The organism is Lichenihabitans sp. PAMC28606, assembly GCF_020616535.1.
GTDB classification, from domain to species: domain Bacteria; phylum Pseudomonadota; class Alphaproteobacteria; order Rhizobiales; family Beijerinckiaceae; genus Lichenihabitans; species Lichenihabitans psoromatis.
Genome location: NZ_CP085136.1, coordinates 3,794,267 through 3,820,649 on the forward strand (window position 1 = coordinate 3,794,267; position 26,383 = coordinate 3,820,649).

Sequence of the window (26,383 nt, forward strand, 5' to 3'; positions counted from 1 at the left end):
CGTGAGCGCGGTTCGAAGGTCCCGGTCAGGACCGGCGTCACGCGATCCCCAACAGGCGTCGGTTGCGCGCGTCGTCCGGCGCGGTGCCGGCAAAATCGTCGAAGGCGCGTTCGGTGACCCGGATGATGTGGGCCGCTATGAACTCGGCGCCTTCGCGAGCGCCGTCTTCTGGGTGCTTGAGGCAACATTCCCATTCGAGGACCGCCCAGCTCTCATAGCCATATTGCGCCATTTTCGAGAAGATGCCCGAGAAATCGACATGTCCGTCGCCCAACGATCGAAACCGCGCCGCCCGATCGATCCATGGTTGAAAGCCGGAGTAGAAGCCCTGTCGGCCGGTCGGGTTGAATTCCGCATCCTTGACGTGAAACGCCTTGATGCGCTCGTGGTAGATGTCGATAAAGCTGAGATAGTCGAGACCCTGCAGCAGGAAGTGCGAGGGATCGTAATTGATGTTGCATCTCGGATGATCGTTGGCGGCCGCCAGGAACATCTCGAACGTGACACCGTCGAAGACGTCTTCGCCCGGATGGAGCTCGAAGCCGATGTCGCAGCCGGCCTCGTCATAGGCGTTGAAGATCGGCACCCAGCGGCGGGCGAGTTCGGCGAAGCTCGTCTCGATCAATCCAGCCGGACGCTGTGGCCACGGATAGACGAAAGGCCAGGCGAGCGCGCCGGTGAACGACACGCTAGTGGTCAGCCCAAGGTGGCGAGACGCCTTGGCGGCATGTTTCACTTGTTCGACGGCCCACGCCTGACGCGCCGACGGGTTGCCGCGCACAGCGGCCGGCGCAAAGGCATCGAACGCGTCGTCGAAGGCTGGGTTCACGGCGACCAACTGGCCCTGCAGATGGGTCGAGAGTTCCGTGATCGAAAGCCCGTGGCTCGCCACGAGACCGGTGATGTCGTCCGCGTAGCTTTTCGAGGTTGCTGCTTTCTCGAGATCGAAGAGGCGGGTATCCCAGGTCGGGATTTGCACGCCCTTGTAGCCGAGGCCGGCGGCCCAACCGCAGATCGCATCGAGGGAATTAAACGGCGCAGCGTCGCCGGCGAATTGCGCCAGAAAAAGGCCCGGTCCCTTCATGGTGGCGGGACTCTTGGCTTTCGGACCACTGGGTTTCAGAGCGTCGATGCTGGACATGGTGTCGTTTCCTCAAAGGGTCGGAACGTTTGCCGTCTTTTCGACTTTGCTGTCTGCGGCTTGTCGTGCACAGGTTTCGGCGAGATCGTTCATGGACTCAAGGGGAGAAGGCGCGATGCGACGCGGTCGCATCAACCTGTTGCTTGTCCCGGCCCGACCCTCGACCTAAGAGAGCGTATGTCTCAGCTCAAAACCCATCGACCGCTTGTTCTTGCCTCGATCATGGCCGCCATGTTCATGGTCGCGATCGAAGCCACGATCGTGGCCACCGCAATGCCGCAGATCGTCGGCCAGCTCGGCGGATTGCAATTTTACAGTTGGGTCTTTTCGGCCTTCCTGTTGACCCAGACCGCCACCACGGTCGTGTTCGGCAAATTATCCGATCTCTTCGGTCGCAAGGCGGTGTTGCTGGCCGGGATCGCTGTCTTTCTGGTCGGATCGGTGCTCTGCGGCTTCGCTTGGTCGATGCCGTCGATGATCGTCTTTCGTCTCATCCAGGGTGTCGGGGCCGGAGCGATCCAGCCGGTCGGGATGACGGTGGTTGGGGATCTTTATTCGGCGCAGGAGCGCGGTAAGATTCAGGGCTATCTCGCCAGCGTCTGGGCCATCTCGGCTGTGGTTGGGCCGCTTGCGGGCGGTCTCATCATCCAGCATGCGTCCTGGGCCTGGATCTTCTGGATCAACGTGCCGCTCGGGCTATTGGCCGCTGTCGGCTTCGTGCGCTACCTCCACGAGGACATCGACCGGGACCATCGTCGGTCGATCGACTATACCGGGGCCGCCCTGTTTACGGTCGCGATCGCCTCCATGATGATTGCATTGACTGATGTGTCGACGGCGCCATGGCTGCAGACCAGCCTCGTCACAGCGCTTTTCGTGGTGAGCGCGACCCTCTTCATCATGCAGGAACGCCGGGCACCAGAGCCGATGATCGCGCTCGACCTCTGGGCGCGCCGCCCGATCGCGGCCGCGAATGGGGCCTCGTTGCTGGCCGGTATGGCGCTGATCGGGCTGACGACATTTCTGCCCATGTATGTGCAGGGCGTCATGCAGCAGTCGCCGCTGGTGGCGGGTTTCGCCCTGACCATGATGGTGCTCGGCTGGCCGATTGGCGCGACGCTGGCGGCCCGGATCCTCGGCCGTTTCGGGATCCGCCGGGTGCTTTTGGCCGGCAGCTTGCTGATGCCCGTCGGTGCCGTGGTGTTTGCCTCGCTTGGTCCGAATAGTTCGCCGGTTGTCGCGGGGATTGGATCGCTGATCATGGGCTTTGGGATGGGGCTGCTGAGCACGACTTCGCTGGTGCTGATTCAAGAGATCGTCGATTGGTCGCAGCGCGGCAGCGCGACCGCATCGAATATCTTTGCCCGTAACCTTGGCAGCACGCTCGGTGCGACCGTGTTCGGTGCGGTGCTGAATTACGGTCTTGCCCGATCAGGTTCGGCCAACGGCGTGTCGTCGGAGGATCTGCGCCGCCTTCTCGACGGTTCGGCCGCGTCGGCTGGCCTGGATGCCTCGGTCCGGGCCGTGCTCGAGCACTCGTTGCATCTGACGTTCCTGGCCGTGCTTGTCGTCGCGATCGTGACGGTCGGTTTTGCGGCTCTGGTTCCCGCCATCACGCTGGCACGTCGCCCCGCACCAGCCAATTGATGCTGGGTCGGCCATCCGGGAGTCGGGAGTGACGCCATGCTGATGTGGACGCTGCTCGAGACCGCCAAAGTGCCGGGCGATGCCGCAGAATTGCGCCTCATGCAGCGCGGCGACGAGTTTCTGATCAAGCTCGACCGGATCGACCTGATGGGAACGCGGATGCGCGGATCCGAGGAAGCTTTGGCGCGGCTCGGATGCGCCAACCTCGAGACGGTCGCCAAACCACGCATTCTGATCGGTGGCCTCGGAATGGGGTTCACGCTCCGCGCCGTGCTGGATCTCGCCCGACCCGCCGCGCGCGTCGAGGTGGCCGAACTGGTTCCTGCCGTCGTGACCTGGGCGAAAGGGCCGCTGGCGAGCGTGTTCGGCGAGAGCCTCGACGATCCGCGCCTCACCCTCCATGTGGCCGACGTCGGCGCCATCATGCGGGCCGGCCTCGGCGCCTATGACGCGATTCTGCTCGATGTCGACAATGGTCCTGAAGGACTGACCCGGCAGGCGAACGACAGCCTCTACGGATATGCGGGACTGCGCGATGCCTTTGCGGCGGTGCGGCCGGGCGGCATCGTCGCGGTTTGGTCCGCCGGGCCGGACCGCGCCTTTACGCAGCGCCTCCGCCAGACCGGCTTCGAGGTCGATGAAGTGACGGTGCGAGGGCATCGCAACCGCGGTCCGCGTCACCTGATCTGGGTGGCGACACGGCCGTCGGGACGCCCGAAGGCGATCAAGCCGGCGGTTCCGACAGGCGCGCGGGCGAAAGCGCTGACCAAAGCCACAAGCCACCAAGGGTGAATAAATCTAGTAATTTGGTGGACTAAGAGAGCAGGCGCAATTAGGTTAGGCTCCATCGTCGCGGATCGTGTTCCGCGCTCTGCAACGGGAGCCTTTCAATGTCGCGTGATCGCACGCCCTTGCGGCTCGCTGAGCAGCGGGCCAATACACTATCGATTATCGCGCGCGCCCTGGCGGCACGCCTTTTGAAAGCGGCCTAAGCCACGCGCCGTCGCCGCAACTCTGGTGTCCCATGTCAGACGTCCTCAACATGCCTGAAACCGATCACTCCTTTGCGCTGCGGCAAGCCATGCGCCACATGGCAGGCGGCGTCTGCGTCATCACGGCCGGTACGGGCGTCGAGCGGGCCGGATTGACCGTGACCTCGGCGACGTCCTTGTCGATGGAGCCGCCCACCATGCTGATCTGTGTCAATAGAACCGCATCGGCTTGGCCCATCATTCGGAAGCACGGGCATTTCGCGGTCAATATCCTCTCGGCTCATCAAGAGGATGTGGCGTCTCGCTTTGCCGGCCGAGACGGCCTCAAAGGAGCGGCGCGTTATGATGGTGCCGACTGGGATGTGCTCGGCAGCGGCGCGAGCGGCCTCCGCGGGGCGCTCGCGGTGATCGATTGCGCCGTGGACGAGATCATCGAACGCCACAGTCACGGGATCATCATCGGAGCGGTCAAATCCGTCACGCTGGGCGAGGGCCCAAATCATGATCCGCTCGTTTACGGCCATGGGCGCTTTGCGGCCCTTCGGCTTCCCTGATCGACCTGACTGCCTCGGTCCGAGACACGATGATCGATCGCTCGTGAGTATGCCATGACCCAATCCGACCTCCAATCCGACCTGCCGCCCGCCGCCACCGAAACTGACATCCTGTGGTTCCTGCCAACCCATGGCGATGGTCGCTACCTCGGCAGCGAAGTCGGTGCGCGACATGTTTCGCTGGCCTATCTCGGCCAGATCGCCCGCGCAGCGGATGATCTTGGCTATTTCGGTGTGTTGCTGCCGACGGGCCGCTCCTGCGAGGATTCGTGGGTCATCGCCTCGGCCATGGTGCCGCTGACGGAGCGGCTCCGCTTTCTCGTCGCGGTTCGACCCGGCCTGCAGGAACCCGCCGTCGCGGCCCGCATGACCGCGACGCTCGACCGCATCTCGAATGGGCGCTTGCTCATCAACGTCGTGACCGGGGGCGACCCAGTCGAAGGCAAGGGTGACGGCATCTTCGGCAGCCACGCGGATCGCTATGCGGTCACGGACGAGTTCTTGACGATCTACCGGCAGCTTCTCCGCATGGAGGACACCAGTTTCGAGGGGCGGCACCTTCGCATCGAAAAAGGGCAGTTGCTCTATCCACCCGTGCAGGATCCTTACCCGCCGCTCTATTTCGGCGGGTCATCCGACGTCGGCATGCAGGTCGCGGCCGACCACGTCGATACCTATCTGACATGGGGTGAGCCGCCTGCCGATGTGGCCGATAAGCTACGTGCCGCCAAGGCCGTCGCTGACACACGCGGTCGCACTTTCTCCTATGGGATTCGCCTGCACGTGATCGTGCGCGAAACATCCGAAGAGGCCTGGTCGGCGGCCGCGGACCTCATCAAACATGTCGACGACGAGACCATCGCGTCCGCCCAGAAGACTTTCTCGCGTTACGATTCGGTCGGCCAGCAGCGCATGGCCAAGCTGCATGGCGGCAATCGCGACAAGCTCGAGGTGAGCCCGAACCTCTGGGCCGGCGTCGGTCTCGTGCGCGGCGGGGCCGGCACGGCGCTGGTCGGTAATCCGGACGAAGTCGCCGAGCGCATCAAGGAGTATATGGCGCTCGGGATCGATCGCTTCATTCTGTCCGGCTACCCACATCTTGAGGAATGCTATCGTTTTGCCGAACTGGTCTTTCCGAAATTGCCACTGAAGAAAACGACCGGTCGCGACAGGGGGCCGGCCAAGAATGCTGGCCCGTTCGGTGAAGTCATCGCCAACGTCGTGGCGCCCTCGCATCGCAAGACGGCGGCCGGCTAACTGTTACGGGAGGAAGCGCCTTGCCTCGCGAGATCCGTTTCAACGCATTCGAGATGAATTGCGTCGTGCATCAATCGCCGGGTCTGTGGCGACATCCGCGCGACCGGTCGCGCGATTATCGCAAGCTGCAGTCCTGGGTCGCTCTCGCTCGCACGCTGGAGCGGGGATTGTTCGACGGGATATTCCTCGCGGATGTACTCGGCGTCTACGATGTCTTCGGCGGCAGCGCGCAGTCGGCCTTGGCTCACGCGACACAGGTGCCCGTCAACGACCCGCTCTTGTTGGTTCCCGCCATGGCGGCCGCGACGGAGCATCTCGGCTTCGGCGTGACGGTCACGCTGTCGTATGAGCCGCCGTTGCCTTTCGCGCGGCGCATGTCGACGCTGGATCATCTGACTGACGGCCGGATCGGGTGGAATGTCGTGACCGGCTACCTCGATAGTGCGGCACGCGGCATGGGCGAGGTGGGGCAACGCCGCCACGATGACCGCTACGCCGCAGCTGAAGACTATATGGCCGTCGTCTATAAGTTATGGGAAGGCTCTTGGGCCGACGATGCCGTGGTGGCCGATACGGCAACTGGCGTTTTCACAAACCCTGATCGCGTCCGCCGCGTGAGCCATGAGGGCACGCATTATCGGCTCGACGCGGTGCATCTCAGCGAGCCATCGCCGCAGCGAACGCCCGTGCTCTACCAAGCCGGCACATCGCCGGCCGGCCGCGCATTCGCGGGGCGTCATGCCGAATGCGTTTTCATGTCTGGCCCGTCGGTACAGGTCATCACGCCACGCGGCGCTTCGATTCGCGCGGCTGCACGGGACGCCGGTCGCGATCCAACCGCGATTTTGATCTTCGCTCTGATGACCATCATCGTGGCTCCGAGCGATGCGGAGGCCAAGGCCCTGCTGGACGACTATCGGGGCTATGCGGACCACGAGGGCGCCTTGACGCTGATGTCGGGTTGGACCGGCGTCGATTTTTCGACCTTGGATCTCGACAGCATCGTTCAGCATGTCGAAAACGACGCCGGGCGATCGGCGCTCGACAACATCACACGTGCCGACCCAAGCAGAACCTGGACGGTCCGAGACGTTGCCGAGCATGTGGCGATCGGGGGGATCGGGCCGCTCATCGTTGGATCACCCGCGACGGTTGCGGATGAACTCGAACGGTGGATGGAGACGACCGACCTCAATGGCTTCAACCTCGCTTTCGCGGTCCGGCCGGAGACGTTCGATGCCGTGGTCGACCTTCTTGTGCCCGAGTTGCAGCGACGCGGTCGTTACAAGACGGCTTATGCGCCCGGCACGCTCCGCAACAAGCTGTTCGGTCATGACCGCCTGGACGAGACGCATCCAGCCGCGAGCGTCCGCTGGCTCTAAGCCTCAGGCTGCCTTGGCACGGGGAGCGCCTTCGGTTTCCATCGCGCGCATGTAGAGATCGAGCAGCGACTCGTGCTCGTCCCGCTCGTCCTTGTCCTGCTTGCGGAGCTTGAGGATTTCTTTGAGGACCTTGACGTCGAACCCTTCACCCTTGGCCTCAGCGAAAACCTCTTTCTTGCCTTCGTTCAAGGCTTTGAGCTCCTCTTCGATATGCTCGATCCGCTCGATGAACGATCTGATCCGGTCGCCGGCGATGCCAACTGTGTCCGTCATATGAGTATCCTCGATCCAGTCCAGGTCGTCAGTGTTGCGGCCGTTTCGTCGCTTCGCGACGTCCGGCCCACGTCCCTGATCTAGAACCAGATGGTAAGCGAGGCGTTAAAGGCCGTCGGTCGACGGGCCGCTGCCGTCACCAAAGCCTCACCGAGGCCTGGCACGAGATCGATGCTTTGACAGTCGTGATCGGCCGGTCGGGCGTCATGTCTGCCCTCTTGATCTAAAATGCAGGTAGGTCTGATCGAAACCGCTGATGTGCTGCAGACCCGTCCAATTCAGGATTTGGACGATTTTCCCCTGCGAGGCGATCAACCCGTCGGCGCGGAGTTCCTGGAGCGTGCGATTGACATGGACGGTCGACAAGCCTGTGGCATCGCCGATCTCGGCTTGTGTGAGCGGAAGCGAAAAACTCGCGTTTCCGGCCAAGCCAACGACTTTGAATCGAAGGTATAATTCGCAGAGGAGATGCGAAATCCGTTGGATCGCTGAGCGCCGGCCCACGTTGACGATCCACTCTCGGAAGACGGCCGAATCGATCAGCGTGTCGCGCCAGAGGGCCGCCCCGATCCCCGGAAATTCACGCGCCAGTTCCTGAACGGCGGCATGGGACACGAAGGCAACGCGGCTCGGGACGAGAGTGCCGACAGCGTGATCCATGCGGCCGAGATAGAGGCTCTGCAGGTCCGGCATATCGCCGGGAATATGGAACGACATGATTTGCCGAGCCCCGTTCTGGACGGTCTTGTACCGATGCATGAAACCGTCGAGCAGCAGGCAACACCGATCCACACGGTCGCCATCGCGAACCACGTCCTGATCGGCCCCATAGGTCCGTATGGTCAGTCGTAAGGCACCGATCGCTCGCTTTTCAGCGCCGGTTAATTCCGAATTCGAGTCGAGTTTGACGATCAGGCGGGTATGTTCGGGCGAAAGCGCAGCAAGTGTATCCATAATTGGTCCCGTGCAGAGGAGCGCGGTCGTAGCGATCTATGCTTCGAGTCCGGCGGAGGTCGCCTACGGCATTCCGTCTAGGCAGCTTAAAGAACGTCTCGATTGCGATGTCGGATCCATAACGCTTCGATATCTCCCGATCCTGCCGCAGCGGCGCGACATCGAGCGGTCAGGCATCGATCGCGTCACGATCTTGTAGTCGACGCGTCCCATCAACGCATCGTCAGGAGGCGCAAGCGATCGCCTTCAACAGATCCAGCCGATCGCTCTGACGGGATCCCAATGCCGATCGCTCCAGGACCGAGATGATCTCGTCGCGTGGCACAGGACGCCCGAGCAAAAATCCTTGTACCTCGTCGATATGCTTCATGCCGCGCACGAATGCGAGTTGGTCGTCCGTCTCGATGCCTTCGATCACCACGGCGAGACCAAGACGCTGGATCAGCGCGCCGACGCCGTCGAGGATGATGAGTGATCGCTCGCTCTTTCCGACGTCTTCGAGGAACGAGCGGTCGAGCTTGATCTTCTGCAGCGGGAAATTGTGCAAATAGCTGAGGCTCGAATGTCCGGTGCCGAAATCGTCCAGCACCACGGTGACGCCCAGATCCTGGATGCGCTGCAACGCTGTCCGGATCGAGGACGTATTTTGCAGCAGGACCGTTTCGGTGATTTCGACTTCCAGCCGGTTCGCGGGTAAGCCGGCGGACCAAAGGGCATCTTGAATGGTCTCGACGATGTCGCTCTGGAATTGAACGGCCGAGAGATTGACCGCAACACGCGTCTCGTTCGGCCATGTTCGACATGCGACACAGGCCAAATGGAGCACGCGCGCGCCGAGTTCGGTGATCAGGCCCATCTCTTCCGCCATGGGGATGAACACAGTCGGAGAGATCAGGCCTCGCTCCGGATGCCGCCACCGCAGCAAGGCTTCGCAAGTCCCGATCCGCATGGTCTCGAGTGTCACGAGCGGCTGATAAAAAAGCTCGAACGCGTCGGTTTGAAACGCCGTGGTGAGATCCAGTTCGAGCGTCCGCCTGCGAAGAACCTCCTGATCCATCCCGGCATCGAAGAAAAACCAACGCCCTCGCCCGGCCGTCTTGGCGCGATAGAGAGCGAGATCGGCCCTCTGCATCAGCAAATCGACATCGATCCTGCCGATCGGCGTCAGGGCGACGCCGATGCTTGCACCGATCTTGATTCGCTTGCCGAGCAGAAGAAACGGTTGCGTGAGCGCCTCGATCATGGCGCTGGAGAGTGCCGAGGCCTGCTGTTCATCCGCCACGCTTGATTGCAGCACAACGAACTCGTCACCGCCAAAACGGCCGAGCAGATCGTCGCTGCCGAGAAGACCCTTGAGCCGATCCGACACCTCCCGCAGGAGCAAGTCGCCGTAGGCGTGGCCAAGCGTGTCGTTGACGGATTTGAAGCGATCAAGATCAATAAAGTGAAGCGCGCAATGCGTGCCGGCTTGGTCCGCCGCGGCCACACGCCCCGTCATCTCCTCGACAAAGAAGGCTCGGTTCGAGATATCCGTGACCGTGTCGTAGCGGGCGAGGCGCAGGATCTTGTCCTCGGTCTCGCGTCGGAGGGTGATGTCCTCCGCCACGATCACCGTTCCGCCATTGCTCATCGGCTGCAAGGTTAGCGTGGCGCTCCGTCCATCCGCGATTTCGATCACGATACTGCCGCCCTCCCGCGCGTGCAGCATCGGCTCGATCGTAAGGGGGTCCGGCCCCGACGTGCGGAGGCTGACGGTCGCACCGGCTTTGGCCAGCAGGTCGGAAAAGGTCAGATTCTGCAGATCCGTGGTTCTGGGCAGACCCAAAATTTCAGTCAGCCGCGGATTACAGACCTGAACCCTGGTTTCGCGATCGACCATGCATAGCCCGTGCGGCATGTTGTTCAGCGCGGCGTCGAACCGCTCGGCCAGCACGCCGATCTTATTGTTAGCCGTAAGAGCATCGAGAAGCGTGGCCTGCAAGCGCTGACACATGATCCGAAGCGCCGCCACGAACGGCAGTGTGACCAGGGTCAGGAAGGCATAATACCAGTTGGCCTGCAGGATCCACCCGAGGCACAGCGGCAGAAACAAGCCTCCGATCTGGATCGAAGCGATGCCGACTCGGCCAAAGTTTCGGCCGGGAATTGCTGCGGCACAGCCGATCGTGACGACGGCCGACAGAAGCTGTGCGAAACCGTCGGTCGTGGTGGTGAGACAAAGCAGACACCAGATCCCAAGCACTAGACAGTGCAATCCCGCGCCGATCGAGTAACCGAGTTCCCATCGTGCTGCCGAAGCTTCCGTAGCGACCGGTGCTGGGTCGGCGAGATACCGCTTGATAAGAACCAGCCGCGCCGAAATCACGACGAGGATTGCCACACAGCAAGCCGCGAGCGCCAACGACTGCGTCTTCGCCGCCGTGACCGCGACAGCGACGATGGTGGTCGCCGTGCCGATCACAAGCGACCGGCTATCCCGGAAGAGCGTGTCGACGAGAAGTCCATAGACCTCGCGTGGTAACTTCAATCCAGCCTTAGGCAGCTCGTTTCTAACCACAATCGTCCGCCGAGCGAAGGAATCGTCCCCTGCGTGATGCCGTTCACGCCCACATGCATCCGCGTCATCCGACAAGATACCACAAAGCACAGGTTTCGCGGGTCGGGTCACTGTTCATTGAACGCGAGAACATTGAACCCGCTTGCGTCGGAAAAGGTCCGCTGCCGGCGAAACCTGTGGGCCGTTCCGCATCGGGCAAATGCGATTAACCATATTTATTTACAAACGTTTACAGCGCCCTAGGGTCCCGGTGTGCCATTTTTGCACGGGAGTCTAACATGATCGCCGCCGCTTCCAGATCGCATCTGAATTTCGCCGATCGCCTGGTTCATCTTCTCGACTATGTGGACTACCGACGGGCCGACACACCGGACCAACGCGAGGCCATTTACCGACTTCGATACGATGCCTATCTCAAAGAGGGGATGACCAAAGCCGACGCCAGAGGCATGTTGGTCGATCGGTACGACGATGCCGCCAATGCATGGACGTTCGGGCTCTATGTCGACGACCAGCTTTCGAGCTCGATCCGGATCAATGTTGCATCCGAGCGGCTCGGCCCTTCGCCAGCCACGGCGTTTTTCCCAGACCTGCTCGGACCCGACCTCGCGGCCGGCCGGGTCATCGTCGACCCGAACCGTCTTGTGACCGAACACACGGCCGCGCGTGCGATGCCGGAGCTTGCCTATCTCACGGTTCGGCTCGGTTACGTCGCGGCTTGGCATTTTGACGCCGACGTGGTCACCGCGACGGTGCGGGCCGAACATCAAGCCTTCTACAAACGGGTGTTCGGGCTGCGCTCAGAATGTCTGCCGCGCACGATCCCGCCGATCGAAAAGCCATTCTGCCTGATGAGCTTTCGCGAGGCCTCGATGGTGTCCATCATGAACCGCTATCCCTGCTTCAGGTCGACCGAACAGGAGCGCTCTGCCTTGTTCGACAGGCCGGATGGGGCCCGCGTCGACCTGACGCCGCTCGACCTCACGACGCCCGGCCTTGCCGAAAACACGCTTCCGCAGGCCGCAAAGGTCGCGGCTCGATAGGATCGGATAGCGATCCTTCTCGATAGCTCGGCACTCCAGCCGGATCGCGAGCATCGTCTCGCGCTCCGGCGGCCGGTCGGCAATCACCTCAGATGTCCTAAAAGAGAACACTTCTCACCAAGGCGGCCCGTCGGCCGTTGACGAACTTGCAACGAATGAGCGATGGGGAGGCAAAAATGTGGCGCGTTTGCAACAACAATCGGCCGAGCGCGCGTGTTGCTGCAATTCCGGTTGATTGCTTTTTTCAGTCTGTGATGATGCATCATCAGATTCGAACAGCGGAAGTGCACGGATGAAATTGTTCAAGCAAATCCTTCTCACGTCGGCCGTTGGCCTTGCTGGCATTGCTGGCGCGCAGGCTGCTGATTTGCCGTTTCGGAAGGCTGCCCCGGTCGAATACGTTCGCGTTTGCGACTGGACCGGCGCTGGCTACTTCTACATCCCGGGCACCGACACCTGCTTGAAGGTCGGCGGCATCATCCGCGCCGAATATGCCTACATCCAGAACAACTCGGCCTTTTTCCCGACCCCGGGCGTCAGCACGGTTGCGGCTCCGCGCGCCACCGGCACGTTCATCCCGGGCCGTAGCCGTGACGCAAGCGGCTTCTTCGCTCGCGGTCGTATCGACGCCGACGCTCGCACGCAGACCGCCTATGGCACGCTGCGCACCTACGTCCGCTTCCAGATCGATCGTCTGCAGGGCAACTACTCGGGCGGCGGTGTCGCTGGTGGTCAGAACTCCTTCGCCAACCAGGGCGGCAACAACGCCTATCTCGACAAGGGCTTCATCCAGTTCGCTGGGTTCACGGCCGGTCGCGTTCAGTCGTTCTTCGACTTCTACGCCGACAACTACAACTTCGAAGGCATTGCCAACTCCGACGAAAGCAACAACGTCTTCGCTTACACCGCGACGTTCGGTGGCGGCTTCTCGGCAACGATCTCGGTCGAAGACCGCAACGGTCGTAACCTCGGCCAGAACATCGGCAACATCGCGTTCGGCAACGGCGCCATCAACCCGGCCGCTGGCCTCAACGGTCTGGCTGGCGCGAACGCCGTCTACGCTGGCGAGACGATCCCGGATGTGGTCGGTGTCCTGCGCGTCGATCAGGCTTGGGGTGCGGCTCAGATCTCGGCTGCCTACCATGACGTGAACACGGTTGCGGGTCCGCTCGGCAACGTGGCGATCGCCAACCAGTTCGCCAACTCGACCACGGAAGGCTTCGCGGTTCAGGGCGGCGTGCAGATCAAGCTGCCGATGCTGGCTGCTGGCGACGATCTGTGGATCGAAGGCGGCTACCAGGAAGGCGCTTACCTCTACCAGGATTCCTCGAATTACCTGAACGCCGGCTTCAACTCGCTCGCGCTCGGCGGCTTCCAGCATATCGACCGTGACGCTGTCGCGATCGGCAACGGCACTGGCGGTTACACCCTCCAGAAGGGGTCGGGCTTCCACGTCATGGGCGCCTTGCACCACTACTTCACGCCCCAGTTCCACGACGTTCTGTTCGGTTCGTACGAGACGATCGGCTACGGCAACATCGTCAAGAACATCGACTGGACCCGTGGCGGTATCGGCGACGCATCGGAATTCCGCGTCGGCAACCAGTTCATCTTCACCCCGGTTCACGACCTGAACTTCGGCGTGGAAGTGATCTACATGCGCATCGACCAGACCTTGGCTCACGAACTCGGCCAGGCCGCGACCGCTCTGCCGGTCGGCGTCAAGAAGAACCCCGATGCCTTCGAGGCTCGCCTCCGCGTCGAGCGCGACTTCTAAGCTTACCCATAGCTTAGGCGGGAGTGTTCCGATCTCCGAAAGGAAAGCGGAACCTCCAGACTGCGCGGCCTCGGCCGTGACATTATAAAGCCCGGCGCTCGGCCCAGCGCCGGGCTTTCTCGTTCTCGCGCCTGACGACAATCGGGCTATGTCTCAGCCTGGTCCTCAGCGGCTTCCTGTCGAGCCTCTTTGGCGATCGAGCCAGCCGTGTCGATCTTTGACATCCAAACCGACATGTCCGCCTTGTCGCCAAAAAAGCTGACATTACGACGCGAGTAGACATTGCGGGGCGACAGGCCATTTATGCTCGTATGATCGAAGCGCTCCGTACGGTTCTCAGCCGAGCTCGCGAGCGAGCTGGGCCCTTTCGTCACCTCGTTTCGCTCTTTCGCCTCGCCTGGACCGCAAGCCCATCGCTGGCGACGGCCAGCATGGTTCTTCGCTTGTTGCGAGCGATCCTGCCCGTCCTCGGGCTTTTCGTCGGTAAACTCATCATCGATGGCGTGGTGGCACAGTCCCGTCTGCCATCGCTGGGCGATAATCCGTTTGTCTGGTTCCAATCCGGACGGCTCGATGGGCTGCTGGTTCTGCTCGGTCTCGAATTCGGTTTGGCGATCGCATCGACGGCGCTTGGTCGAGCGAGCGGCTTGGCCGACAGCCTTCTGTCCGAGCGCTACAGCAATCTGGCCAGCGTCCGTCTCATGGATCATGCCGCGACGCTCGATCTCGAGCAGTTGGAGAGCAGCGCCGAGCAGGACAGGCTGGATCGGGCGCGCCGACAGGTCACCGGCCGAACCGCGCTTCTGTCGCAGCTCTTCGCCCAAGCGCAAGACGTTCTCACGGTCTTGTCGCTCGCGGCCGGATTGGTGGCCTATGCGCCCTGGTTGATCGCGCTCTTGTGCCTGGCGCTCATCCCCGGCTTCCTGGGCGAAAAGCATTTTAACGCGCAGAGCTATCGGCTCGACTACTTTCGGACTCCAGAACGTCGACAGCTCGACTACTTGCGTTACCTCGGGTCCAGCACCGAAACCGCCAAGGAGATCAAGCTCTTCGGTTTGAGTGGCTTCCTGGCCGAGCGGTTCGGCCGTTTTGCCGATGCGATGTATGCGGAAAATAGTGGCCTGGCGGTCCGTCGGGCCGCTTGGGGCGTGCTTTTCGCCGGCCTTGGCTCGCTCGCTTATTACCTCGCCTATTTCGTCATCGTCTGGCGAACAGTTTCGGGTCACTTCAGCCTCGGCGATCTCACGTTTCTGGCGGGATCCTTCTTACGTTTACGGGGGCTTCTCGAAGGCTTGCTGCTCGGCTTTTCGCAGATCGCGGGGCAAGTGCTCTACCTTGCCGACCTGTTTTCCTTCTTCGAGCTTCGCCCCGGCATCGTGTCGGCGCCGGCCGCCCTCCCGGTGCCGCGTCCGCTTCGTACCGGCTTTTGCTTCGAAGATGTCGGCTACCGCTACGCCGGATCGGAGACCTGGGCTGTGCGGCATCTCGATCTTACCTTGGCGAGCGGCGAGGTTTTGGCGCTCGTCGGCCAGAACGGGGCCGGTAAGACCACGATCGTCAAGCTGCTGGCCCGTCTCTACGATCCCACCGAAGGCCGCATTCTGCTCGATGGCGTCGATCTGCGGGATTATGATCTCGCCGAGCTTCGGGCTCGCATCGGCGTCATCTTTCAAGACTTCGTCCGCTTCCATTTCACGGCGGGCGAGAATATCGGGGTCGGGCGGATCGATGCGCTCGAGGACCGGGACCGGATCGAGGCGGCAGCCTCGCGTAGTCTCGCCGACCAACTCGTCGGGCGCTTGCCCATGCGCTACGATCAGCCTCTCGGGCGGCGGTTCAACAACGGCGTCGATCTGTCGGGTGGCGAATGGCAGAAGATCGCCATTGCGCGCGCCTATATGCGCGAGGCCGATGTCCTCATCCTCGATGAGCCCACCGCCGCTCTCGATGCGCGTGCCGAATATGAGGTCTTCGAGCGGTTCCGCGACCTCAGCCACGGGCGAACCGCCGTTTTGATTTCGCACCGCTTTTCGACCGTCCGGATGGCGGATCGCATCGTCGTGCTGGGTGGTGGCCGCGTCATCGAAAGCGGCAGCCATGCGGCCTTGGTGGCGGCCGGAGGCGCCTATGCCGAACTTTTCGACCTTCAGGCCTCCGGCTACCGCTAACCGTTGGGCTTAGATTGTCGTCAACCGATGACTCTCCGCCACCTGTTTGCGGCGGAACTCGCCCTGGCGTTCAAACATCCAGCCCGGATATTCCGGTGGCAGCGCGCTGACCTTGCCCAGAACCTCGAGCTCCGTCGCGTCGAGAGAGACCTTTGTGGCCGCTAGATTATCCTCGAGTTGATCGACGCGCTTGGCGCCGATGATCACGCTCATGACCTGGCGTTGGTGCAGCAACCACGCCAGAGCGATCTGCGCCACCGAGACGCCTTTCGCCTCGGCGATCGGCCGCATGGCGTCGACGACGTCGTAGGCCTTGTCGCGGTTGACGGGCGGGAAATCGAAACTCTGCCGGCGGCTTCCTTGCTCGCCATTCTGGTCGCGGCCATATTTGCCGGACAGCAGGCCACCAGCCAGCGGGCTCCAGACCATCAGGCCCATCCCCTCAGACGCCATCATCGGCACCAGTTCACGCTCGAGATCGCGCGCCGCAACCGTGTAATAGGCTTGCAGCGTCTCGAAACGCGCGAGGTTGAGCCGCTCCGCGATGCCGAGCGCCTTGGCGATCTGCCAAGCCGCCCAGTTGGACACGCCGACGTAACGCACGTGACCATGCTGCACCAGGATGTCGAGCGCCCGCATGGTCTCCTCGATCGGGGTTGCCGGATCGAAGCCATGGATCTGATAGAGATCGATATAGTCGGTCTGCAGGCGCTTGAGGCTGGCCTTCACGCCCTCGAGAATATGCGTGCGGGAATTGCCGCGTGTGTTGGGTCCGTCGCCGGTCGGTCCGAAGACCTTGGTGGCCAGAACGACGTCGTGACGCGGCACCTTCAGATTATGCAACGCCTGTCCGGTAATCTCTTCCGAAAGCCCGGCCGAATAGACGTCGGCCGTATCGATGAAATTGATTCCGTGATCGAGCGCCGTCTTGACGATCGTTTCGGCTTCCTGCTGCTGCAGAGAGCCGATCTTGCTCCAGACCTCTCCTGTCCCGCCGAACGTCATGGTGCCGAGGCAGAGTTCCGAGACGAAGAGGCCGGTGCGGCCCAATTGATTATAGCGCATGAGCGTTGATGTCCGTGATGGTGAAGCGGAAGGAGCCGGTGTGGCGTCGGTCGACGACGCCGGGTCCTCAGCATCCACCTGTGGCAGGTTGTCTTGATTGGAAGAGCAAAGTCGGACGAGATCGAAGCGCGTCGCTGGCCGATCTCGAGGAACCGCTCTCGCCGAAAATAGACGGGGCCGCCGAGAAAGGCGACCCGACCGCTATCAATCTGGCAACGTCGGCGCCGCGCCGCGCGGTACGATCAGCCGGGCAGCGGCATCAGCAACGCCTGCTGCCGGGCGAGTTCCTCCGCCAGCGGTCGATAGGGCTCCCGGGTTGCGGTCCCGGCCGCGAAATCCAACAAACCATTGTGGCAATGCCGCTCGTCGTCCCAGCCCGGATGATTGATGACCGGATAGACGCAAAGGCCTTCGACCGGGACGCCCGCCGCGAGTGCGGCGCGAACCTCGGACGCCACCATGGCAAACCAGGACGGGCGGCGATCCGCTTCGGTGCCGGTTTCTGCCACGAAGATCGGACGACCGTAGCGAGCATAGGTTTCGGCCAGCAGGTAGCGGAATGGTTTGTAAAGCGGGTGTCCGACGTCGATCGGCGGTCCCCCGTGGATCCATTGATTGTTGAAGTAGTAATTGACGCCGACGACATCGAGGTAGCGTGGCGCGCCGCCGAGTTGCGGCCACGCCACCCCAGCCAGCATGTCCCAGGCCTGGAACTGTGCCTGCCGATGCCCCTCCGCCGCGCCACGCTCATGGGGGCGTTGCGGGTCGGTGATGACGTTGATGACCGGGTCGGCGTGGATAAATCGCGCGCGTGGATCGACCTCCCAGATTGCATCCATGGCGGCAATCGAGGCGCGGACCAGTTGCGTCTTCAACTCGAAGCCACGTCCCCGTGCGAACGGGTTGAGATAAGCCGCGTCGCCGCCGCCCCAGGAGAAGAAGGAGATCTCGTTGACGGGTGCGTAGAACGGCACCGCATCGCTTTCCTGCCGCACCACTTCGGCCAGCGCTTTTGCAAAGTGGGCGAAGCGGGTCACGAATTCCGGCCGCCAGAGGTCGATGTCGTCCGGCCAGCCGTAGTGCAGCACATCCCAGATCACCTGGGTTTGAGTGTCTCGCGCGGCACGAAGCATGGGCAGCACGCTCGTCCAGTCATACTGGCCGGGGCTGCGTTCGATCAGGTGCCACCGAAAGCCATCGCGCACCGTGCGGATGCCGTAGCCCGCGAGGGCACGGTAGTCGGAGGCCGCGTGGCGGTCGTGATCGATCGCGCCAATCATGTCGAGCCGGCGCCCGGTGCCGAGGCGGTGGGTCGAGGCCTCGAAGCCGCCCTGCATGAAGCTGGCGAACAGGCCGGAGCGCAAAGGAGGGGCGCGTTCGGCCAGCACATCGTCGAAGAGAGCTCGCCATTGGGGTACCACAGCCGCGACGGCATAGTCGCGCTCGACCTTGGCGCGCAGGCGATCCCCCAGGCTCCGCCGCATGGCATCGTCGTCGACGAGGCGCAGCATCGCGGCCGCAACGGCCTCGGGGTTTTCATGCGGCACGAACAAGCCCGAGACGCCATCCTCGATTTGCTCCAGCGCACCATTGTCGGGGGTTGCGATAACCGGGAGCCGCGCCGCCCCGGCCTCGGCGATGACGTGCGGCATCCCTTCGTCGCGGGACAGCCAGACGAAGATGTCGAGACCGGCCAAGAGAACCGGAACATCCGGTCTGTCGCCAAGGAACGTGAGCGCTGTGCCGAGCCCGAGTTGCAGCGCCAGAGCGCGAAGCGTGTTGGCATAGTCAGGCATGAAGGCGTCTGGACCGCCAATCACGACGAAGCGTGTGGTCGGGCGGGTTTGCCGGACGATGGCGGCCGCCCGGATAAAATCCTCGACCCGCTTCTTGCGGTCGAGCCGGCCGACCCAGCCGATCACGTGGTCGTCGTCGCTCGCCCCAACGATCGCCCGGGCCGCCGTTCTGTCGGCCGGCCGAAACTCGGTGAGATCAACCATCGAGGGGATCTCGAGGGCATGGTGCGGCCGCCCCGGCATCCGCGCTGCGGCAGCGTCGCGAATGGTGCGACACACGCCGACATAGCGGGATGTGAGATGTTTCGGCCCCTCCAGCGCTTCCGACACGAGGCCGCCATGCTCAATTAAGGGCGGGCGATGATATAGCCGTTCGAGCGCCGGATAGACGTCGGCAACATTCTGCGACGAGACCAAGAGATCGTAGGACGGGATCTTCGAGGCCAGATAGCCGACCGTATCCTCGAACGAGAGGCCATAGGGCGTCTGGTCGACATCGATGCCAAGCGCCCGCAATTGGTCATGCGTCTGTTCGGGCATGCCCTCCTTGCGGAAGCAGGCCACGACATCGATGCGGTAGCGGCGCGGATCGAGATTGCGGGCGAGGAGCCGGATCTCGGTCTCCTCGCCGCCGACAACCAGCCAGGCGAAGACGAAGAGGATGCGGATCGGCCCCTCCGGCTGGTCGTCGGGAGGGCTCATCAATCAACGCCCTTGAAGACGATCTGCAAAAAGTCGGGCCGTGTTTCGACCAACGTCTTGAGGAAGGCCGGCCCCTCGTCGAACGGCACCACATGGGTGATCATATGGTCCGCCACGTCACCGCCGACGTCTTCGAGGAGGTCGATCGTCTCGAGAGCCAGACGCCGCCGATCCCACGCAAAGCCGAGGCCGCGCGGCACGCGGCCGATCTGAGCGCAACGGATCGACAGACCGTTGTGGTGGAACTCCTCGCCAAGCCGCACCGCATCCGCGCCGCCCTGATAGAAGGCGAGATCGATGACCGTGCCTTGCGGCCGCAAGGCACGCAGCGCCGCCTGCAGACTTTCGGCGTGAGCGCGCGTCTGGAACACAAAATCGGCGCCGCGATCGTTGCCGCCATGGTGCCAGCGATCTTTCGCGATGCGAACCGCATCTTCCTCGGTGACCGCTTCGATGCCGAGCGCCTCGGCTTTCTCGCGGCGATAAGCGGACGGATCGGCAATGAGCACCTCGGCCGCGCCGCTGCGTTGGGCGAAGAGCGCGGTCAACAGGCCGACGACGCCCGCACCGATCACCACAACGGGGCGACCTGCAATACCGATGCCGAGCGCGGCAACGTTGGTGCCGAAGATTTCCGCGTCGGCATGCAGAATTCCATTGGCTGCGATCGGGCCCATCTGGGCCACGTAGATGCCGAGGATCGGGTCCATGTCGTCGGGGAGTTTGATCAGCGTATCGTGAAACGGGTTCGCCGTATGGCCGCTCTTATGCGCATAGGTCGAGGCCACAATCTCGCCCGCATGAAAGCCGGGGCTTCGTGATTCCGTGACGCGCGCCACCTCCATGTAGCCCATGAACGGCACGGGATAGTGCATACCGGCTTCGCCCGGCACGAAAAGCCCGCGCTCCCCATCCCAACGTGAGTGGAGATAGGGGTTGGTGCCTTTGACGAAGGTGAGTTCGGTGCCGGCCGAAAAACCCGTGTAGAGGGTTTCGAGCCGAACGCCGCCGTCACCGGGTGGGCCCTCCTCATAATCGAGGAAATAGGCCTGCCCGGGGTGTTCGACGCCGAGAGAACGGATGCGGCGATGGTCAGACATGGACGGTCTCACGGACGTAGGAGCGAAGATCGACGGGTTGGCCGCTGGCGGCTGAGCGCTGGATCGCGAGTGTGACCCGGTGCGTCGCGAGGGCTTCGGGGTAGGGGCAACGAATGTGATTCGGGCCGCCGCGCACGGCATCGATGAAGTCACGATCCTCGCGCCACACGGGGTCGCCCTCGGCGTGGCGGACGGGGCGTCCACGGCCGACATCCACCATCAGGTCATGGTCGGTGAGTTCGATCGCGAGGCCATCGCCGAAGATGTGGAGGCCGATGCGATGGCCCCAGCGGAGCAGGCAGGTCGAGGCGAGGTTAGCGACGGCGCCGGATGCGAATTGAAGCGTCGCGGTGCTGGCGGTGGCCACGTCGAGACCCGGAAAGTCATCGCGCGTCGTATATTCCGCCAAGCCGAAAACCCGATCGACGTCGCCGACGAGATAGCGTGCCAGATCGACGATATGGGTGGTCTGCTCGACCATTTGTCCGCCCGACTGGTCCTGCTTCCACCACCATTGCGGCGGCGGCGTGCCATCGAGCCAATAACCCGACAGCAGACGAGCCGGGTTATCGGCCAGGATGTGCTTCGCTTCGTCCACGGTGTCGAGATAGCGCCAGTGATAGCCGCAGCCGGTGATGAGCCCGGCCGCCGCGACCTCCCGCCCGATCGCCTCGGCGATCTCGATGTCGAGCGCCAGCGGCTTTTCGACGAAGAACGGCAGCCCTTTGGCGATGGCGGCCCGCTCGGGTGCGCCATGCGCGAAAGGCGGCACGCAGATGAAGACGGCATCGAGCTGTTCGGCCGCCAGCATCGCATCGACATCGCCGTAGCTTCGTGCCCCAAAACGTTCGGCGGCCTCCGTCGCGCGCTCCCGCGCCGGGTCGGCGAAGGCCGCGATCGTGACGTCGTCGAAACCGGCCAGCACACCGAGGTGTCGCTGCGCGATGCCTCCGGCGCCGATGAAGCCGATACGGGTCTTGTCGGGTTTCATGCCGTCCATCCTGTCTGCCGTGGTGGCGGGCCGCGGCACGACGCCGAGGCCCTGATAAAGTTGTGCCATATCGGCCCCCATGCGGGTTGCCGTGAAAGAGGTCTGAAAGCGCAAGCGGGCCGCCCGTCCGTACTGGGCCGCCCGTGCCGGATCCTCCAGCATGGCCAGAATGGCGGCCGCGAGGCTAGCGTGGTCGCCGGGAGGCACGAGCAGGCCTGTCACGCCATCGACGGCAGCCTCGTCGGTGCCGCCGACATTCGTCGCGACCACCGGCACCCCGGCCGCCATAGCTTCGAGGATCGTCAGCGGCAGCCCTTCGAAGCGCGAGGGGAGGACCAGGAGATCGGCCGCCCCGAGCAGGTCGGGTATGTCGTCCCGTTGCCCGAGCAGATGCACGGAGGCGGAAAGGTCTCTTTCCGCAATCTGGCGGGTGATGGTCGCTTCGAGAGGCCCAGACCCGGCCAGAACGAAACACGCGTCCGGAAAACGCGCCAGAACCGCCGGCACCGCCTCGATCAGCGTCGCGTGATTCTTCTGGGCGGTAAATCGCGCGGCTGTTAGCAGCATCGGCTGTTGCGCCGATAGGCCAAGGTCGGCGCGGACGGCGGCGCGCGAGCGCGTGGCGGTTCGCGGATCATGGCCGTTACGGATCACCGCGAGGCGGTCATTCGGCACGCCCACGTCCCGGTAGCTGCGGGCCGAGGCCTCGGACACGCAGACGATGCGGTCCACCAAGGCGACCCCATCGCGGTGGAGGCGGCGCTGCGCCGCATTGGTGATCATGTCGGGCAAATGTTCAGTACGGACCACGGACTGAACGCCGGCCGCGCGGCCCATCGCGGCGAGGGCGTGGCCTTCCCATCCAATGCCGGCATGCACGTGCAGCAAGGCAATGCCGTGCTGGTGCAACCAATCGATCACGGCTGCCTCGTCCGGCGGCAGCAGACGCAGGCCGACGCCGAGTCCGGCGGCCCGATCGAGCAGGATCCGGCCGCCCGGACTGGGCGGGCAGGCGAGCACCACGTCGTAATCCCGCTTCAAAGCCCCCGCCAAGGCGAGCATATGCTCGCCGACGCCGGAGGGCTCGATGCTGTCGGTCGCGAGGCAGATCGAGCCGATCAGCACGGGCGCGACGTGCCCCGAGGGGCCGATGTGTCCGTCACCGACCGTCAGACCATCGCCGATGTCGATCGCACCACTGTCTTGACCGGCATCGTGCCGCGCTCCGTCAAGCGGCGGTACGTCGCCAGCGCCTGCCCGACGACCTGATCCATGTTGTAGTAGCGGTAAGTTGCGAGCCGGCCGACGAAACTCACGTTCGGCAAGGCCTGCGCCAACGCCTCGTAGCGCTTGTACAAAGCCTGATTTGCGGGACGCAGGATTGGGTAATAGGGGTCACCCTCGGCTTGCGGGATCTCGTAGCTGATGCTGGTCTGCGGGTGGGACTGTCCCGTCAGATGCTTATATTCCGTGATGCGTGTGTAGGGCACCGACTCGGACGGATAGTTGACGACGCCGACCGGCTGCAACCGGCGCCGGTTCAGCGTTTCGTGCCGAAATTCCAGGCTGCGATAGGGCAGGCGGCCGAAGCGGAAGTCAAAATATTCGTCGATAGGCCCAGTAAAGATGGTGTGGTCGGCCACCACGGCGTCGCAGACGTCGCGATATTCGACGCCAAGTTCAACATCGATCAGCGGGTGATCGAGCATCGCCTCGAACATGCGCGTATAGCCATCGGCCGGCATCGCCTGAAACGTATCCTGGAAATAGCGATCGTCCAGACCTGTCCGTGTCGGCACGCGCTGCGTCACCGTGCGGTCGAGGTCGGAGGGGTCCAATCCCCATTGCTTGCGGGTATAGCCGCGAAAAAATGTCTCGTAGAGGTCGCGACCGACTTGCGACACGACCGCATCCTCGGCCGTGCGGATCGTGGTCAGCGGCTCGGCTCGGCCCTGCAGAAAGGCGGCTGCCTCCTCGTCGGTGCCGAGCGACAGACCGTAGAGACCGTTCAGCGTCGTCCGGTTGATCGGCATCGGCAACAGCTTGCCGGCACCGACATCGGCCAGAACGCGGTGCTCGTAGGGGCGCCACCGGGTAAAGCGGGACAGATAGGTGGAGACGTCCGCGCTATTGGTATGGAAGATGTGTGGCCCATAGCGATGCACGAGGATGCCGGCGGCATCGAGGTGATCGTAGGCATTGCCGGCGATATGCGGGCGACGGTCGACGACCAGGACGCGCTGACCCGAGCCCGCTGCGAGACGTTCGGCGAGGACCGCGCCCGCAAAGCCAGCCCCGACGATCAAAGCGTCATACGGCTTTGGGCAATTGGAGGAGCGAACCGTCGGTCGGAACACGAGCGATGCCGGTGCGAGCGACGAAGGTCGGGCGATCGGCATGGCGCGACCTTCGATCGCCTCATCGACCAACCCGGCCATCCGCTTGAAGGTTTTGTCCCAGGATCCCTGTGCCAGAACGGTATCGACGGCCGGAAGCCAAGACCCGACGTCGCGCGCTCGCGCAAGCTGGTCGGCGCAAGCCGCAAGGAACGTGTCGGGCGTCCCGGCGATTGCCACGCCTGCGAGCTCGCCATAGTGGCGCACCACGTCGGCGATCGGCGTTGACACCACTGGACGGCCGCCGGCGAGATATTCGGGTGTCTTGGTGGGGCTGATGAAGGTCGTGGCGTCATTCAGCGCGAATGGCATCAGGGCCACATCCCACCCGCTCAAATAGGCCGGGAGATCGTCATAAGACTTCGGGCCGAGGTAGTGGATATTGGGCAGGCGCGGCAGGTTTGCGGGATCGATCTTCACGATCGGCCCGACCACGACGACATGCCACTCCGGCCGCGACGCCGCGACCTGGCGGACGAGATCGAGGTCCATCCGCTCGTCGACGACGCCGAAGAAGCCGAAGCGCGGATGTGGGATACCGGCCTGATCGGCGGGTTCGGGCAGTTTGCCGTCGCGGGCGCGCTGGAAATGGGCGACGTCAACGCTCGAGGCGAAGAGGTGAATGTTATCGTGCAGGGCGCGCTTTGCCTCATAGAGGCTCCGGCCACCGGTGAACACGACATCGGCGCGCTCGATCAGTTCGGCCTCGAGCACTGGAAGTTCGGGCGGGGCAGAGCGGAATGCCGAGAGTTCGTCCATACAATCGTAGACGATCGCGGCCGCCTCGAGATGGCGGGCGATCGGATACATCATCGGCGCGTAGAACCAAAGAACCGGCAGTCCGCCACCATTTTGCGCCATCAGCATATCGAGCAGACTCGATAAAGCTTTGTCGCGTTCGGCGGCACTCCACCAATGAGGATAGCGAGGCCGAAGCGCGGTGACGTCCTGCTCCGGAAAGGGGTGATGTTCGAGATAAGCGCGGTGATGATCACAGGGGATCGGTTCTTCGAAGAAGAACACGCGGCGACCCTTTGCGAAGCGCGACATCAGGTGCTGCGGACGCTGGAACACGAAGTCCCACCGCAAATGGGAAAAGCAGATCAAAGGCCCGGGTCGTTGAGCGATGTCACGATCGTTGGCCGCCGCGAGCGGTGTACCGTGACCGTCGAATGACGGCGGACCAAAAGCCTCCATGAAATTTCCTTAAAAGTGTAGCGCCACGTAACGGGTAGGAAGCAAACAACGAACCAACGATCTGGCAGCAGCGTCACGGCGACGCGGCCAGCGCCGGCCAGAGAGCCCGTCCCTTCGGTGTTCCGACGATGAGGGACGCCAGCCGGTCGACACTGTGCGGCCACGTCCATCGTCGCTCTACGACGTCTCGCGGCCGAATTCGTTCACATGAATCAACAAGATTGAGCAAAGCTGTGCCGAAGTCATCCGGCCCGGCAATGCGCCCCGTCTCAGGCCGGATATACTCGAGGCCACAGCGCAACCCCGCATTAGCCAGGACGGGAAGACCCGCCAGCATATATTCGGTGATGATGGCCGGTGCGCCATCGTCGACGCCGCACACGACGCCGACCCGCGCCATGTTCATAAGACGATTGACCTCCTCGAAGCCGACGCCCGGCGGCCCGACGAAGTCGATATCGAGCCGACGGTCCGCGGCCTGGCGACGAAGATCGTCGCTCATTTCTCCATAGCCGAAGACGCAGAGCGCCTTCAGGGGGCGCGGCGAGCGCGCCAAAGCGTCGAACAGGATATCGTGCCGCTTGTAAGGTTGGGCCGCCGCCACGTAGACGACGTCATAGCGTTTTTCGATGTCCAGCGGGCGGAACGTGTCCGGATCGGCGAAATCCGGCCCGATCGGAAGAACCGCGCAGGGCATATCGGGATGCCGATCCCGCACCTCGTCGCTCTGCCATTCCGCGCCTGTGAGCACGAGATCGATATGCTGGCTCACCTCGGGCGGGATCCGAAGGCTGGGCGCGTCGATCGAATTGTAGATCCTGAAGCTCCGCTCGCAGGCCGATAGCAGCGTGGCATCGACGCCAAGTCCCCAAACGCAAAGGATCTTCGGCGCGCCGAACGCCTGCACGAACCCGACCATGGCGTCGGACCTGAACGGTGCTGCTTCGCCGCTGACCGGAAACGACCGCCGGGACAGGACCGGATTGTCGTGGGTCAGAGGCCCCGGCTCGGTGGCCCGCAGATGATGCCAGATCTCGGCCCGATCGACGAGGCCGTGGCGGATGCAGGCCAGAGGAAGTCGCTCGAGGTAGCCGCCCGTGACCGGCACCCGGCTCATTGCAGACCCGTCGCTCACGTCCGGCTTCGGACCCCATGCGCCGCTTGCCCAAAGCTCCCGGGCTGTTTTGACATCCGGCGCTTCGATCGGAGGCCAGCCCTCGCGGAAATCGCTGATGGCGACCAGCAGGGGCGTCGAGCAGAGGGGGGCGGAGGCAACCAGAGCCGCGTCGTCTTGCATCATCCCCGCTGTGCTCAAACCCGCGCCTCGCTTCTCGATGCTCTCGATGACCTTTGCCCGCCGCGGGCTTGTCTACTGCAACAGTGAACTAGCG

Annotated in this window: 18 protein-coding genes; 8 read left to right on the top strand and 10 right to left on the bottom strand. The window is 63.3% G+C overall.

Annotation, left to right across the window (positions count from 1 at the left end):
* Nucleotides 1-37: 37 nt before the first annotated feature.
* Nucleotides 38-1,141: a sugar phosphate isomerase/epimerase family protein gene (locus LGH83_RS17870; RefSeq protein WP_413771067.1), complete on the bottom strand. Its 1,104-nt coding sequence runs from the start codon at nucleotides 1,139-1,141 to the stop codon at nucleotides 38-40.
* A 177-nt stretch (nucleotides 1,142-1,318) separates the two neighbouring features.
* Between LGH83_RS17870 and LGH83_RS17875 the strand changes: the two genes are divergently transcribed.
* The 5 genes from LGH83_RS17875 to LGH83_RS17895 all read left to right on the top strand — a co-directional run bounded on the left by LGH83_RS17875 (nucleotide 1,319) and on the right by LGH83_RS17895 (nucleotide 6,973).
* Entirely contained in the window at nucleotides 1,319-2,788 is a 1,470-nt protein-coding gene (locus LGH83_RS17875; RefSeq protein WP_227399792.1) for an MDR family MFS transporter, read from the top strand.
* A 36-nt stretch (nucleotides 2,789-2,824) separates the two neighbouring features.
* On the top strand, nucleotides 2,825-3,580 hold the full coding sequence (locus LGH83_RS17880) for a spermidine synthase (protein WP_227399793.1): 756 nt from the start codon (nucleotides 2,825-2,827) through the stop codon (nucleotides 3,578-3,580).
* Nucleotides 3,581-3,812: 232 nt separating this feature from the next.
* Complete coding sequence (locus LGH83_RS17885; protein WP_131196945.1) at nucleotides 3,813-4,334, top strand: flavin reductase family protein; 522 nt, start codon at nucleotides 3,813-3,815, stop codon at nucleotides 4,332-4,334.
* A 54-nt stretch (nucleotides 4,335-4,388) separates the two neighbouring features.
* The gene (ssuD, locus tag LGH83_RS17890) at nucleotides 4,389-5,591 is read left to right on the top strand and encodes an FMNH2-dependent alkanesulfonate monooxygenase (RefSeq protein ID WP_227399794.1); all 1,203 of its coding nucleotides are present in this window, start codon (nucleotides 4,389-4,391) and stop codon (nucleotides 5,589-5,591) included.
* 20 nt (nucleotides 5,592-5,611) lie between these two features.
* Nucleotides 5,612-6,973, top strand: a complete 1,362-nt coding sequence (locus LGH83_RS17895) for an LLM class flavin-dependent oxidoreductase (RefSeq protein ID WP_227399795.1) — start codon at nucleotides 5,612-5,614, stop codon at nucleotides 6,971-6,973.
* Nucleotides 6,974-6,976: 3 nt separating this feature from the next.
* Here the strand turns inward: LGH83_RS17895 and LGH83_RS17900 are convergent, their stop codons facing one another.
* The 3 genes from LGH83_RS17900 to LGH83_RS17910 all read right to left on the bottom strand — a co-directional run bounded on the left by LGH83_RS17900 (nucleotide 6,977) and on the right by LGH83_RS17910 (nucleotide 10,832).
* A complete protein-coding gene (locus tag LGH83_RS17900) occupies nucleotides 6,977-7,246 on the bottom strand; it encodes a DUF2312 domain-containing protein (RefSeq protein ID WP_227399796.1) in 270 nt (89 codons plus the stop codon).
* Nucleotides 7,247-7,450: 204 nt separating this feature from the next.
* Nucleotides 7,451-8,200, bottom strand: a complete 750-nt coding sequence (locus tag LGH83_RS17905; protein ID WP_131114869.1) for a Crp/Fnr family transcriptional regulator — start codon at nucleotides 8,198-8,200, stop codon at nucleotides 7,451-7,453.
* Nucleotides 8,201-8,423: 223 nt separating this feature from the next.
* Nucleotides 8,424-10,832: a putative bifunctional diguanylate cyclase/phosphodiesterase gene (locus tag LGH83_RS17910; protein WP_227399797.1), complete on the bottom strand. Its 2,409-nt coding sequence runs from the start codon at nucleotides 10,830-10,832 to the stop codon at nucleotides 8,424-8,426.
* Between the two features lie 203 nt (nucleotides 10,833-11,035).
* Here LGH83_RS17910 and LGH83_RS17915 point away from each other — a divergent pair, with 203 nt between their 5' ends.
* The 3 genes from LGH83_RS17915 to LGH83_RS17925 all read left to right on the top strand — a co-directional run bounded on the left by LGH83_RS17915 (nucleotide 11,036) and on the right by LGH83_RS17925 (nucleotide 15,745).
* Entirely contained in the window at nucleotides 11,036-11,800 is a 765-nt protein-coding gene (locus LGH83_RS17915; protein WP_227399798.1) for an N-acyl amino acid synthase FeeM domain-containing protein, read from the top strand.
* Between the two features lie 292 nt (nucleotides 11,801-12,092).
* Nucleotides 12,093-13,577, top strand: a complete 1,485-nt coding sequence (locus LGH83_RS17920; protein WP_227399799.1) for a porin — start codon at nucleotides 12,093-12,095, stop codon at nucleotides 13,575-13,577.
* A 311-nt stretch (nucleotides 13,578-13,888) separates the two neighbouring features.
* Nucleotides 13,889-15,745 (top strand): ABC transporter ATP-binding protein, encoded by a 1,857-nt coding sequence (locus LGH83_RS17925; protein WP_227399800.1) that lies wholly within the window; start codon nucleotides 13,889-13,891, stop codon nucleotides 15,743-15,745.
* Nucleotides 15,746-15,754: 9 nt separating this feature from the next.
* On the opposite strand, the gene LGH83_RS17930 is transcribed toward LGH83_RS17925, so the two are convergent.
* The 6 genes from LGH83_RS17930 to LGH83_RS17950 all read right to left on the bottom strand — a co-directional run bounded on the left by LGH83_RS17930 (nucleotide 15,755) and on the right by LGH83_RS17950 (nucleotide 26,292).
* The gene (locus LGH83_RS17930; RefSeq protein ID WP_131196823.1) at nucleotides 15,755-16,810 is read right to left on the bottom strand and encodes an aldo/keto reductase; all 1,056 of its coding nucleotides are present in this window, start codon (nucleotides 16,808-16,810) and stop codon (nucleotides 15,755-15,757) included.
* Between the two features lie 242 nt (nucleotides 16,811-17,052).
* Nucleotides 17,053-19,308 (bottom strand): glycosyltransferase family 4 protein, encoded by a 2,256-nt coding sequence (locus LGH83_RS17935; RefSeq protein WP_227399801.1) that lies wholly within the window; start codon nucleotides 19,306-19,308, stop codon nucleotides 17,053-17,055.
* Complete coding sequence (locus tag LGH83_RS20045; protein WP_319799571.1) at nucleotides 19,308-20,408, bottom strand: zinc-dependent alcohol dehydrogenase; 1,101 nt, start codon at nucleotides 20,406-20,408, stop codon at nucleotides 19,308-19,310. Before LGH83_RS20045 ends, LGH83_RS17935 begins: the two co-directional genes overlap by 1 nt.
* Nucleotides 20,401-22,524 (bottom strand): glycosyltransferase, encoded by a 2,124-nt coding sequence (locus LGH83_RS20050; protein WP_319799572.1) that lies wholly within the window; start codon nucleotides 22,522-22,524, stop codon nucleotides 20,401-20,403. Before LGH83_RS20050 ends, LGH83_RS20045 begins: the two co-directional genes overlap by 8 nt.
* 44 nt (nucleotides 22,525-22,568) lie before the next feature.
* Nucleotides 22,569-24,845, bottom strand: coding sequence for a UDP-galactopyranose mutase (gene glf, locus LGH83_RS17945; protein ID WP_227401911.1), 2,277 nt, complete (start codon nucleotides 24,843-24,845; stop codon nucleotides 22,569-22,571).
* 220 nt (nucleotides 24,846-25,065) lie between these two features.
* Nucleotides 25,066-26,292, bottom strand: a complete 1,227-nt coding sequence (locus LGH83_RS17950; protein WP_227399802.1) for a glycosyltransferase family 4 protein — start codon at nucleotides 26,290-26,292, stop codon at nucleotides 25,066-25,068.
* Between the last annotated feature and the right edge of the window lie 91 nt (nucleotides 26,293-26,383).

Bases quoted from the DNA above. Each gene is read 5' to 3' on its own strand.
- LGH83_RS17925 (WP_227399800.1), top strand. From the start codon at position 13,889: ATGATCGAAGCGCTCCGTACGGTTCTCAGCCGAGCTCGCGAGCGAGCT.
- LGH83_RS17885 (WP_131196945.1), top strand. From the start codon at position 3,813: ATGTCAGACGTCCTCAACATGCCTGAAACCGATCACTCCTTTGCGCTG.
- glf (WP_227401911.1), bottom strand. From the start codon at position 24,845: ATGTCGCGCTTCGCAAAGGGTCGCCGCGTGTTCTTCTTCGAAGAACCG.
- LGH83_RS17905 (WP_131114869.1), bottom strand. From the start codon at position 8,200: ATGGATACACTTGCTGCGCTTTCGCCCGAACATACCCGCCTGATCGTC.
- LGH83_RS17875 (WP_227399792.1), top strand. From the start codon at position 1,319: ATGTCTCAGCTCAAAACCCATCGACCGCTTGTTCTTGCCTCGATCATG.
- LGH83_RS17950 (WP_227399802.1), bottom strand. From the start codon at position 26,292: ATGATGCAAGACGACGCGGCTCTGGTTGCCTCCGCCCCCCTCTGCTCG.
- LGH83_RS17870 (WP_413771067.1), bottom strand. From the start codon at position 1,141: ATGTCCAGCATCGACGCTCTGAAACCCAGTGGTCCGAAAGCCAAGAGT.
- LGH83_RS17920 (WP_227399799.1), top strand. From the start codon at position 12,093: ATGAAATTGTTCAAGCAAATCCTTCTCACGTCGGCCGTTGGCCTTGCT.
- LGH83_RS17900 (WP_227399796.1), bottom strand. From the start codon at position 7,246: ATGACGGACACAGTTGGCATCGCCGGCGACCGGATCAGATCGTTCATC.
- LGH83_RS17880 (WP_227399793.1), top strand. From the start codon at position 2,825: ATGCTGATGTGGACGCTGCTCGAGACCGCCAAAGTGCCGGGCGATGCC.
- LGH83_RS17935 (WP_227399801.1), bottom strand. From the start codon at position 19,308: ATGAGCCCTCCCGACGACCAGCCGGAGGGGCCGATCCGCATCCTCTTC.
- LGH83_RS17930 (WP_131196823.1), bottom strand. From the start codon at position 16,810: ATGCGCTATAATCAATTGGGCCGCACCGGCCTCTTCGTCTCGGAACTC.
- LGH83_RS17915 (WP_227399798.1), top strand. From the start codon at position 11,036: ATGATCGCCGCCGCTTCCAGATCGCATCTGAATTTCGCCGATCGCCTG.
- LGH83_RS20045 (WP_319799571.1), bottom strand. From the start codon at position 20,408: ATGTCTGACCATCGCCGCATCCGTTCTCTCGGCGTCGAACACCCCGGG.
- ssuD (WP_227399794.1), top strand. From the start codon at position 4,389: ATGACCCAATCCGACCTCCAATCCGACCTGCCGCCCGCCGCCACCGAA.